This window comes from bacterium (assembly GCA_041648665.1).
Lineage (GTDB): Bacteria > UBA10199 > UBA10199 > 2-02-FULL-44-16 > JAAZCA01 > JAFGMW01.
In genome coordinates this window covers 1-11,727 of the sequence record JBAZOP010000089.1, presented here as the reverse complement: position 1 = coordinate 11,727, position 11,727 = coordinate 1, and the positions used below count along the sequence as shown (strand labels likewise).

Here is an 11,727-nt window from a genome sequence, read left to right as displayed (position 1 = left end):
AGAAGGCGACGCCGCTTACGATCACGCCCCATATCAGGACGTCCGGCACCCTGAACCTGGCGATGTTGTGCACGTGCGCAAACGAGTGTTTGCCTCTCACTATCCTGCGGCTCACGATGAGGTTGATCGCGACGGTCAGCACCGCGATCGCAAACGCGAGGCCCGGCAGCACGCGGACGAACAGATCCGCCGCGTCGGCCGCGCGGTCGACCAGGAAGGCGACCTGAGTGGAGACCTCCCCCGACTCTTCGCTGACCCGCGCCACCTCGCCGAACACGTTGAGCAGATACGAGCGGATGCCTCCGAGAGTCTGATCGACTCCGAAGTGGAGCGACAACACGGCCAATGCCGCCAACACGCAGATACCTGCGATCAGCGCAACCCCGCCCCACTTGAGGACGTCCCATTTCCTGCGCGCGCCCTCCGCAAGCGCAATCCCTACGGCGGCGAAGAACACGAAATAGCCGGTCCCGCCGAGACGGATGAGCTCCGAGGGCAGATAGCCGTAAAAACCCTGACCCGGCATCAGAAAATAGGAGAGAGCCCCTTCCGTCGCGGCAAACTGAGGCATGAAAAAGAAATAGGCCGCAACAACCCCAGTCAAAGCCACCGCCGCCGTCATCGCGCCTGCGATCCTCCCCTTCACCAGATAGACGTAGAGGATCGGCAACGGCGTCACGAACGTGAGGAGGCCGCTGAAGAAGAGAGCGATCGAGACAAACGACCCGATCGCCACAGCTTTTAATTGACCGACCACATGCGACATCAAAGACCTCACATCATGGAAACCTGCGTCGCCGAATAAGGTATCAAGGCGAGTATACGGCCGCGCTTTATAGCGGTCGTCAGCTCACGCTGATGCCTGGCGCAGCAGCCCGAGATCCTGCGCGGGATGATCCTGCCGCGCTCGGTCGTGAACATCGTGAGAAGCCTGGCGTCTTTGTAATCGATGGTGAGTTTCTTGTCTGCGCAGTAGCGGCAGACCCTGGGCCTGCTGATCATGCGGGCCTTCTTCTTGAAGCCCTTTTTGAATGTCTTCTTCTTGTCTCTGAACATGGGTTATTCCTCCCTCCTGTTTTTCTCGGCGTATCCGCCCCGATCCTCGCGGCCCGGCCTGCCCTCGGACGAATCCGCACCCTCGAATTCAAATCGGGTTTCGCGCCTGAGCGGGGTCTCTTCGACCGGCGCAGCCACGTCCTCGCCTCTGGCGACGATCTCCGCTGCACGCGCCTCGACATCCACGTTCTCGTTCTTCACCACGGTGAGGAAACGAAGCACGTTGTCGTCGAGGCGAAGGCTGCGCTCGATCTCGCTCACGACGTTTCCGGTCGAGGCATAATCGAAACAGGTGTAGAGGCCCTTCGTCTGTTTCTTGATCGGGTAGGCGAGGTTGCGCCGACCCATGTCCCGGGCGTAGAAGAGGCGCCCGTCCCGCTTCTCGATGAATGCCTTGCTCCTCTCGTGGATCTGCTTGAGATCCGATTCCGCAAGGTCCGAGCGGGTGATAACTACTGTCTCATACTCCCTCATGAATCCTCCTTTCGGTTCATTTCAGAAGCCCCGGGACCATCCCGGGACTAAGGAGTCATTGCACAATCAGTGGTATTTTTGCTGCGCCGCAGCCAGCCCCTGTTCGAGGATAGTCTCGACGGCGTCCGCTGCAAGGGCGACCGCCGCGGCCGCCGCCTCCATTTCATCCTTTTTAAAAGAAGTCAGCACGTAATCCGCGCCGTCAATCCCTGCGGGGGGCCTTCCTATCCCGAGCCTCACCCTTATGAAGTCGCTCGTGTCCAGCTCATCTATTATAGAGCGGACCCCGTTGTGGCCCGCGTGCCCCGAACTCCTCGTGAGCTTGATGCGGCCCGGATCGAGGTCGAGATCGTCGTGAATCACGATCAGCGAATCCGGCCCCAGCCTGAAATATCCAAGGAGCGACTTCACCGGCCCGCCCGAGAGATTCATGTACTGCATCGGCTTGGCGAGGAGCACCGACTCCTTGCCCACCGCCCCGCTGCCGGTCAACGCCCCGAAGGAGCGCTTTGCGAGCTTTATGCCATGCCGCTTCGCAAGCTCGTCTATCACGAAAAAGCCGGCGTTGTGGCGATGCCTTGCGTAAGAGCGGCCAGGATTTCCCAGCCCGGTGATCAGTTTCACCTGTCCTATGCCTTCTCTTCCTTGCCCGGCTTGCCCGCAGCAGGTTTTCCGGCAGCAGGCTTGCCCGCAGCAGCGGGTTTGCCAGCCGCCCCCTCGGCGCCCGGCGCCGCAGGTGCGGCAGCGCCCTCAGCAGGGGCAGCGCCCTCGACTGCGGCCGCGACCTCGCCCTCAACCGGCGCCACAACCGCCGCCACCTCTTCCTTGGCAGGAGGCACGACGGAGAGGATCGCGTAATTCATGGCAGTCGGGAAATCCACGCCTTCGGGAAGCTTCAGATCCTTGGCGTGTATATTGTCGCCGATGTCGAGATCCGTGATGTCCACCTCGATCTTCTCGGGTATGCGGTCGGGAAGCGCCCGGACGTGCAGCGTGCGGCGCGCCTGCTCCAGCACTCCGCCCTCCTTCACTCCCCTGGACTCGCCCACGACGACGATCGGGATCTCGACCTCGATCTTCTGGTCCATGCTGATCGCCTGGAAATCGACGTGCGTGAAACCGCGGGTGAACGGATCGGCCTGATAGCCGCGTATGAACGCGAGCCCGGAATCCATCCCCTCGACCGTGAGGTTGACGATCACATTCATGCCCGCCTTGGTCTTGGTCGCACCCTCCAACTCACGCGCCTTGACCTTGATCGAGACAGGCTCGAGCTTTTTGCCGTAGAGCACCCCGGGGACCATCCCGGTGGAGCGCATCCGTTTGGCCGGACCCTTGCCCGGCTCCCTCTTCTCCACTGTCAACGATACTTTCTCCATGCTTCCTCCTCAATGCCAACTTTCACCAAGAGTTTAGACAAACAAAGATGAGACCGAATCGGAATCGTGTATCCGTTTGATCGCCTCGCCCAGCAGCCCTGCCACCGACAGCACGCGGATCTTCTTGCACCTGTCGGATTTATCGCCCAGCGGCACAGTGTCCGTCACGATCAACTCCTGAATCCTGGAGTCGTTGAGCCTCGATATCGCGGGGCCCGAGAGAACCGGATGCGTGCAGCATGCGAAGACCCCGGTGGCGCCGTTCGCGAGGAGCGAGTCGGCCGCCTCCACCATCGTCCCGCCGGTGTCGATCATGTCGTCCACTATCACGGCGTTGCGCCCGCTCACGTCGCCGATGAGGTGCATGACTTCGCTCTCGTTGGGTTTAGATCTCCGCTTGTCTATCATCGCCATGGGAGAGTGCAGGTGCTTGGCGAACGAGCGCGCCCTCTCGGCCCCGCCCGCGTCCGGCGCCACTATCACCAGGTGGTCGGACGGGAAGCGGTCCTTGAGATACTCCAGCAGCACGGGCTTTGCGAACAGATGGTCCACAGGGATGTCGAAGAAACCCTGTATCTGGCCCGCGTGCAGCTCCACCGTGAGGACCCTGTCCGTGCCTGCGGCAGTGACGAGATCAGCGACGAGCTTGGATGTGATCGGCGTGCGCGGGCTCACCTTTCTGTCCTGCCTAGCGTAACCGTAGTACGGGATCACGGCCGTGATCCTGCCGGCTGACGCCCTCTTCAGCGCGTCGACCATCACAAGCAGCTCCATGATGTGGTCGTTGGCCGGGTGGGAGGTAGACTGTATCACGAATACGTCCGCACCGCGGACGTTGTCCTCGATCTCCACCCAGGTCTCGCCGTCCGAGAACTTCGTGACCTTCGCCTGGCAGAGCTTGCTTTTTAGCGATCCGGCGATGGCCTCGGCCAGGGGTTTGTTGGAGTTTCCAGCCAACAGCACCAAGTTGTTGTTCCCGAACATGTCGACCTCACATTCGTTTATCGGCTGCGCCGATTTTTGGCTGGGGCGGGAGGATTCGAACCTCCGATGCCAGCTCCAAAGGCTGGTGACTTACCGCTTGTCGACGCCCCAAAATGGCATTTTGTGAAGCGCCGTCCGTGAAGCGCCGCAGGCGAAGCGACGCGTTGCTGACGCCCGCCTCACTCCTCGATCTTCACGCCCACACCGATCGAGCCCCTCTTCTGCTCATCCTTGTAGACGCCGAGGACCCTGTTCTCGATCAAGCTCCGCATCTCCATATTGAGCGGATGAGCGGTATCGCGGTACGTCCCGTCCTTCCTCTTCTTCGACGGCATCGCGACGAAGAGCCCTTTCGGGCCGTAGATAATCTTCACGTCGCGGACAACGAAGCAGTTGTCGAACGTGATCGTCGCGTAGCCCTTGAGCTTCTCCTCTTCCACAGGATAAACGCGAACGTCGGTGATCTCCATCTCCCCCTCCCAAAGCCTCTCTCCCTAGACAAACTCGGGATCGAGCATGGCTTCAGCCCTGTAGATCTTCCAACCTTCGTGCGAAAGCCGCGCGTGAGCTTCGTCGCGCGCCTCTTGATCCTCAAAGACGCCGAATACGGTCGGCCCGCTGCCCGACATGAGCGCACCGGCCGCCCCTGCCTTCAAAAGAGCGCCCTTTATGACCTCGATCTCCGGATGCGCCGGAATCGTCACCTGCTCGAGATCGTTGTGGAGAAACGCGATAACATCGCTAAATACCTGAAAAAGCGGGCGGACCCTAGCATCGGGTCGTTTCATAGTCAACTGCAAATCCCATTGTTTATAGACCCAGGGGGTCGAGACCGGGAACCCTGGATTAACCAGTAAATACGAAGACTTGGGAAAGCTCGTGTAAACCGATACACGATCACCGATCCCTTCAACGAAGGCCGGCCTCCCGTGGCAGAAAAAAGGGACGTCCGCGCCAAGCGCCTTTCCGATCCCCGCGAGCCTGTCTGCGGTAAGCCCTGTACCAAAAAGCGTATTGAGCCCGCGGAGCACTGCGGCCGCATCGCTCGACCCCCCGCCCAACCCCGCTGCGATCGGGACGCGTTTGGCGAGCTCGATATTCACGCCCGCATCCACGCCGGCCGCCTCGATGAACGCGCGCGCGGCCCTGCACGCCAGATTCTTCTCCCCCGACATGCCGGCATCCGCCTGACCGTCGATGGATATGGCAACACCGCCCGTGGTGGCGGTGAGCGCGATCTCGTCGCAGAGCGTGAGCGGGACCATCACCATCTCGAGTTCATGATAGCCGTCGGACCTGCCCGAGAGAACGCGGAGCAGGGCGTTGACCTTTGCCGGGGCCTTGACGAGGATCTTCGACATGCGGGGAGTGCTAACCTGAAAGGAGTCTAAATTCCAAGGACTAAATCAAATGTCATCCCCGAGTGGTGTTATCGGGGATCCAGTCTGGATTCCCGCTTTCGCGGGAATGACAAAAGGGAGGTTTTTAGAGGTGCTCTCAAATGTTGTCGACGGTCACCAGCGCCGGGTCGAAGGCGATGACGCGCCTTTGAAGCGAGGAGTCGTCCACCGCCTCGCCCCAGCAGCTCTTTGCGACCACGTAGACCGTACCCGAAGAGTGGACCGCTACTGCCCCGAGGCCGTGGCCCACGTCGATGACCCTCTCCACCGTTGGAGCGGAGGGGTTGGAGAAGTCGACCATGACGACCTTGCCGCTGTCCGGAATCAGGGCGCCGCTGTCCACGCTCGCAAAAGCGATGTCGTCCAGGATCGCCACGTCTTTGATCTCGCCGTAAGCGGCCAGGTTCAGCGTCCCGACCTCGGATTCGGCGGTCATGTTGACGAAATGCAGCCACGAAAGATCGCACGCCGCGATCGCGTACGTTTTGTCCTCCGTAAGTTTGAGCTCGTAGAGGAGATCGGCGCACGTGGCGCTGAGCCCTATCGTCCCCACCACCGCGTCCGCCGGATCGACCTCCGCAGTGTCGATGATGTCGATGGAGGCGTTCGTATCGCCTTCGGAATTCAGCATCGCGACCAGGTCGCCGCTCAGGTGTTCAATGGCTGCCGGGTAGTCGCCCGAGGCGAAGACAGGGAAGTCGACGTCGCCCTGGTCGAGGGTGCCGTCGGCAGCCTGCGCATAGGGGAACATGAGACCTGTGCCGGTGGCATCGTCGGCTGTCGCCAGGTAGAAACTGCCGTCCAGGGTCAGCCCAGACTTCACCTCCACGGGATCGATGTAGAGATAACCGCCTATCACTATGGTGCTCAAGAGCTCCGACTGCAGGATCGTGCCGGAGGGGTCGTAGACGGAGACGCCTGATTCGAGGGATGAGTTCGCGAATGGGACGAAGAACTCGCCCCCCTCGAGCGTCACGACCTGGACAGGAGAGAGGTCGTCCGTGCCCGAGTACGCATCGTCGATGCTGTCGTAATATTCTTCCGAGGCTGCGTTCAGCGGATCGGACGAACTTATATCTATCCGACCCACCCTGTTGTCCAATGGAAACGTCGACAAGAACGTCAGCGTATCGCCGGAGGCGTCGAGGTCCAGGACGGAACCCTCCTCGCTATCGTAGGAGCATTCGAAGAACTGCGCGTTGAAACCGTCCCTGACGCAGAGATCCGTATCGGTATCGGTGTCGGTGTCGGTGTCAGTGTCGGTATCTGTATCGGTGTCAGTATCTGTATCTGTATCGATATCCGTGTCCGTATCGGTGTCAGTATCTGTATCTGTATCGATATCCGTGTCCGTATCCGTATCGGTGTCAGTGTCTACGTCCGTATCCGTGTCTGTGTCGACTACGCCGGAGTCATCGTCGTTCGAACCGGAACATGCGCTCGCCAACGCCCCGACTCCAAGCACCACGCCGAACACCACTAACGGAAGCATCTGCCCTCCTGATCCCCTGACGCGCCGATCATACAGCACCAGAACCGGTTGCCGCCACTCAATTGCTCAAAAAACGCTGGCCGCGACCCGATCGTCCGTAACCTTGGCCGGGTCAAAAGCGACGATATACGACCATGGATTCTCGGCAGTGCCCGGCACCTCCCACCACCGATCAGTCACTGCCACGTAAACTATTCCGGACTCGTGGACGCCTATGGACCCCACATCGAAGCCCACGTCTATGAGCCTCTCGATGATGGGCTCAGTCGGATCCGCAAAGTCCACCACTGCGACCTTTCCGGTGGTCCCGTCGTCGTCGTCATCGTGCCCCAAGTACGCGCCCTCAACGCTCACGTACGCCTTGCCGCCTAAAAGGACGATGTCACGCACGTCGGCGCCCTCGCAGAACTCGGCGGACCCGACCACGGACATGAGATCCATATCCACGAAGAGCAGGGTCGACATTTCCCCGGACGAACCCACGGCGACCACCGCATATTCGCCGTCATCGCTGATCGGCAACTCATTGAGCGCCACGGCATTTGGATAATCCGCAAGGGGGACATGACCGATGATCGACGCGCTCTCAATATTCGCTACGTCTATGGATGCGCCGTCATCACCCTCTGTGTTAAGGACCGCCACAGAGCTCTCACCCATCGCCGCCACAGCAGCGGGATATCTCCCGGAGGTCGCTATGTAGCCCAGATAGGAGTCAGGGGGGTCGCCTATCGCGCCCCATTCGTTGATGTCGAACGCCATGAGCATGCCGTCGCCGGTGACCTCCTCCGAAGCGGATACGAAGAACTTACCGCCGAGCTCGACGCCCGCGCCGACCGTCACGGGATGCGCGGTCCCGGTCTCGAACGGCGCGCCCGCGTCAGGCGCCGATTCGACGCCAACCTCGTCCACGAGGGAATAGGTGACATCGCCCAGCTCGTCGATGCTCGCCAGGCCTATCGCCTCATTCACCTCGGTCTCTGAGATCGGCTTGGAGGTCTCGAACGGGACGAGGAAACCTTCCGACATGCTGCTCACGTTCTTGGAATGGATCTCGCCCCATCCGTTGTAGATCGCCTGGATGTCGAATTGCTCGCCGCTGCCGTAGTTCACTGTCGGGGAGCTCATCGGAAAGCCCGAGACGAGATTCGCGGTCACCTTGCGGTTGTGCGGGTACCCTGTCATGAGGTGCACGGTGTCAGGGCTCTGTTCCTGATAGATGTCCACGTCGATCACCGTGCAGGTAGTCCCGTTCTTGCACTCGACGAACTTGCCGTTGAAGCCCTCCCTCTCCCAGGGATCCGCCGGAATACCCCCGGCGTCCACCCCGCTGTCAACGTCAGTGTCGGCGTCCGAGTCTCCGTCCACGTCGCTGTCGCCGCCCGCATCCCCTGTTTTTCCCGAGCCGTCATCGCTGCAACCGGCTATGCTAAGAAGGGCCAGCGGCCAGAGCGCGGCTCCGGCGTATACAGGGAGCGCATCGAGCGGCTCCACCTTATCCGCATCCTTTCCGGTCCAGAAGCTGACCGGCTCCCTGACAAATGCATCATAGAACTTCCCTGCAATATCTATCATGGCCATGGGGGTCTCCGTTTCTTACTTACTTATATGATCGGTCGAACTCAGGATATGTTGCGCGCTTTTTACGAGAACCCAACGGGCGCACATCGACCAATACCAGCCGGAGGCCAGGAGTTTCAACGTATTTTCGGCTAGATATGCTGTTTTTCCCGTCCAATGCTCGGAATTGAGGAGGATTCGCCGACAAAACCCCTCAAATCAGCAAAATATATGTTTTTCTTGCATTAATCGGCCTGCTCCACTATTTACAATGCCTTCTTTGATCTCTTACCAAATGAGAGGGGGCCCTCTTGAAACCTGTCCTTTCCATAGTCCTGGCTGGCGGCCAGGGCGAAAGGTTAAGACCCCTCACCGACGAGCGGGCGAAGCCGGCGGTGCCGTTCGGCGGCCATTACCGCATCATCGATTTCGTGCTGTCGAACATAGTGAACTCCGGCCTCTTCCGCATCCTCGTGCTCACACAGTTCAAGGCCGACTCGCTCCTGCGCCACCTCAAGAGGGGTTGGCACCTGCCGGCCCTGCTCGACCATTTCATCGACGCGGTCCCGGCCCAAATGCGCGTCGGCTCCCACTGGTACAAGGGGAGCGCGGACGCCGTATTCCAGAATCTGCACCATATATTCAACTCGGGACCGGAGAACGTGCTCATATTCGGCGGCGATCACATCTACCGCATGAATTGCCTGCACTTCATCGAGTTCCACGAGAAGACGGATGCGGACATCACCATCGCGGTGGTCCCGCAGCCGCTCAAGGAGGCCAGGTCCTTCGGGATAATCGACTGCGACAAAAATTGGCAGGTTACCGACTTCAAGGAGAAACCCAAAGACCCGCCGCCCATGCCGGGCAACCCGAAGATGTCGCTCTGCTCCATGGGGATATACATCTTCAAGACGGAGGTCCTGATTGAGGCCGTGCGGAGGGACGCGGAAAACGATGCTTCCGCGCACGACTTCGGAAAGGACATCATACCGGCGCTCTTCAAGAACAAAAAGGTGATGGCCTACAATTTCGCGGAGAACCCGGTGCCCGGAGCCAACCCTCAGGAACGCGGGTACTGGCGCGACATAGGTACGATCGACGGATATTGGAAGGCCTCGATGGACCTGGTATCGGTATCGCCGATCTTCAACCTCTACAACAGGGCGTGGTCCATAAAGACCGCGCGCGAGTCCGACCCTCCCGCGAAGTTCGTCTTCTCGGACGAGAAGTCCGACAGGATCGGCATGGCGACCGACTCGCTCGTCTGCGACGGCGTGATCATCTCCGGCGGAAAGATCGACCGGAGCATACTCTCCCCGTGCGTGAGGGTGAACAGCTTCTCGCAGATCGAGGAAAGCATATTGTTCGACCACGTCAACGTGGGCAGATACGCCAAGATCAGGCGCGCTGTGATCGACAAAGACGTGGTGATCTCGCCTCACGCGACGATCGGCTACGACCTTGAGAAGGATCGCAAGAGGTTCACCGTCTCCCCCGAGGGCATCGTCGTGATTCCCAAGGGCGCGACGGTCTGACGCCTACTACATGAGCGCCGCGATATGACCGAAAAAACCGCACCCATGAGGAACATCTCCCTCGCTTTCGTCTGGCACATGCACCAACCATTCTATCGCGACATGAAGAGCGGCGAGTGCACCATGCCCTGGGTCCGCCTGCACGGCACCCACTCCTATTACGACATGCTGAAGCTCTACAAACAGTTCCCGAACGTCAAAGGCGTCGTGAACTTCGTCCCGTCGCTCGTGAGACAGCTCCTGGCATACACTGAGGAGGGGGCGTCCGACGCGTTCCTGGAGCACACGCTCGTGCCGGCCGACGATCTCACCACCCAGCAGAAGATATTCCTGCTGCGCCACTTCTTCTCCGCAAACACCGAGAGGAAAATCAAACCCTGCGGCATATACAAGAAGCTTCGCGACAGGCTGGGCGAAGACCCGTCGATCGTGGACTTCGACCAGGCGGTGCGTTTCTTCTCCTCGCAGGACTACCGGGACCTGCAGGTCCTCTTCAACCTCGTCTGGTTCGGATTCGCCGCTCGCGAGGAGATACCCGAGCTGGAGAGGATGCTCTTGGAGAGCAGGCACCTCACCGAGCAGGACAAGGCCTTCGTGCTCGATGCGCAGAAGAGGATATTGCGCAATCTGATACAGGAGATCAGGGACGCTTCGTCGTCGCAGAACGTCGAGATCTCGACGACCCCCTACTATCATCCGATACTTCCGTTGCTCATCGACACCGACATCGCGAAGAGGTCGATGCCGAAGGCCAAGCTCCCGCAGCGCTTCTCCGCCCCGGCGTTCGCAGGGCTGCAGATAAATCGCGCCCTCGACTCCATGGAGCGCTGGTTCGGGGCGCGACCCCAGGGCCTTTGGCCGTCGGAGGGGAGCGTATGCCCCGAGATGATCCCGCTTTTGGCCGACGCCGGCGTGAAATGGATAGCCACCGACGACATGGTGCTGGCCTGCTCCTTCCCGGAGACCAGGTCCGTGGATAAACACAGGCCGTACCTCGCGACCCACGACGGCAAGAGCGTCGGCATCGTGTTCCGCGATCACGGGCTCTCCGACCTCATCGGCTTCGTCTACAGCCGGAAGACGGCGCCGGAGGCGGTCGAAGACCTGATGGGCCACCTGAGAAGGATAGACTCCGCAGCGGCCAAGGCCGACGAGAAAAAACTCGTCACCATCATCCTAGACGGCGAAAATCCGTGGGAATACTATCCGGATTCCGGCAAGGAGTTCCTCCGCTCACTCTTCAGCACGATCGAAGCGGAGGGGCTGCCCACCGTGAAGCTCCGCGAATACATCGAGGCCAACCCGCCGAAGCACAAGATCGAGAAGCTCCACTCCGGCTCCTGGATCGACGCCAACTTCCACATCTGGATCGGAAAACCGCAGAAGAACCAGGCATGGGACTACCTGCGCCGCGCCATGGACGAACTGGGAGAGTCCTTGAGCGCGGCCTCGCGCGACGAGAACTCGGCCAACGCCCTGGACTCGTTCATGGCCGCATGCGGCAGCGACTGGTTCTGGTGGTTCGACGAAGACTTCGATTCCGCGTTCAAGGGGGATTTCGACCGCATCTTCCGCTCGCACATCAAGAACGCGTTCATCTTCCTCGGAAAAAAGGTCCCCCTCTTCCTCTTCGAGCCGATCTATCGCTTTGAAGACCAGAGGGCCGCGCTGATAAAGCCCCCCGGCTTCGTGAGACCGACCATCAACGGCATGGACACCTCCTTCTTCGAGTGGGCGAACGCCGCGCGCATGACGGTGCACGGCAGGACCAGCGGCGCCATGGCCCAGAGCTCCATCGACCCGTTCGAGGCGATATCCTTCGGCTTCAACGAACAGGCGTTCTA

General features: G+C 60.3%; 12 protein-coding genes and 1 tRNA gene. 2 read left to right on the top strand and 11 right to left on the bottom strand.

Annotation, left to right across the window (positions count from 1 at the left end; genetic code table 11):
• The 11 genes from WC683_16910 to WC683_16860 all read right to left on the bottom strand — a co-directional run.
• Window positions 1-766 (bottom strand): DUF2232 domain-containing protein (locus tag WC683_16910; protein MFA4974289.1); only part of this gene is annotated, 766 nt, incomplete at its 3' end.
• A gap of 8 nt (window positions 767-774) precedes the next feature.
• Window positions 775-1,002, bottom strand: a complete 228-nt coding sequence (gene rpsR, locus WC683_16905; protein ID MFA4974288.1) for a 30S ribosomal protein S18 — start codon at window positions 1,000-1,002, stop codon at window positions 775-777.
• A gap of 57 nt (window positions 1,003-1,059) precedes the next feature.
• Window positions 1,060-1,530, bottom strand: coding sequence for a 30S ribosomal protein S6 (gene rpsF, locus WC683_16900; GenBank protein ID MFA4974287.1), 471 nt, complete (start codon window positions 1,528-1,530; stop codon window positions 1,060-1,062).
• 66 nt (window positions 1,531-1,596) lie between these two features.
• Window positions 1,597-2,154: an aminoacyl-tRNA hydrolase gene (pth, locus tag WC683_16895; protein MFA4974286.1), complete on the bottom strand. Its 558-nt coding sequence runs from the start codon at window positions 2,152-2,154 to the stop codon at window positions 1,597-1,599.
• 5 nt (window positions 2,155-2,159) lie between these two features.
• Window positions 2,160-2,909: a 50S ribosomal protein L25 gene (locus WC683_16890; GenBank protein MFA4974285.1), complete on the bottom strand. Its 750-nt coding sequence runs from the start codon at window positions 2,907-2,909 to the stop codon at window positions 2,160-2,162.
• Window positions 2,910-2,942: 33 nt separating this feature from the next.
• A complete protein-coding gene (locus WC683_16885; GenBank protein ID MFA4974284.1) occupies window positions 2,943-3,893 on the bottom strand; it encodes a ribose-phosphate pyrophosphokinase in 951 nt (316 codons plus the stop codon).
• 37 nt (window positions 3,894-3,930) lie between these two features.
• Window positions 3,931-4,004, bottom strand: a tRNA-Gln gene (locus WC683_16880).
• Between the two features lie 68 nt (window positions 4,005-4,072).
• A complete protein-coding gene (gene spoVG / locus WC683_16875) occupies window positions 4,073-4,363 on the bottom strand; it encodes a septation regulator SpoVG (protein MFA4974283.1) in 291 nt (96 codons plus the stop codon).
• Window positions 4,364-4,387: 24 nt separating this feature from the next.
• Window positions 4,388-5,254 (bottom strand): 4-(cytidine 5'-diphospho)-2-C-methyl-D-erythritol kinase, encoded by an 867-nt coding sequence (gene ispE / locus WC683_16870; protein ID MFA4974282.1) that lies wholly within the window; start codon window positions 5,252-5,254, stop codon window positions 4,388-4,390.
• 136 nt (window positions 5,255-5,390) lie between these two features.
• On the bottom strand, window positions 5,391-6,785 hold the full coding sequence (locus WC683_16865) for a hypothetical protein (GenBank protein ID MFA4974281.1): 1,395 nt from the start codon (window positions 6,783-6,785) through the stop codon (window positions 5,391-5,393).
• A 66-nt stretch (window positions 6,786-6,851) separates the two neighbouring features.
• On the bottom strand, window positions 6,852-8,366 hold the full coding sequence (locus tag WC683_16860; GenBank protein MFA4974280.1) for a hypothetical protein: 1,515 nt from the start codon (window positions 8,364-8,366) through the stop codon (window positions 6,852-6,854).
• Between the two features lie 290 nt (window positions 8,367-8,656).
• On the opposite strand from WC683_16860, the gene glgC reads away from it, so the two are divergent.
• Complete coding sequence (glgC, locus tag WC683_16855; GenBank protein MFA4974279.1) at window positions 8,657-9,883, top strand: glucose-1-phosphate adenylyltransferase; 1,227 nt, start codon at window positions 8,657-8,659, stop codon at window positions 9,881-9,883.
• 24 nt (window positions 9,884-9,907) lie between these two features.
• Window positions 9,908-11,727: glycoside hydrolase family 57 protein (locus tag WC683_16850; GenBank protein ID MFA4974278.1), on the top strand; the 1,820-nt coding region annotated here is incomplete at its 3' end.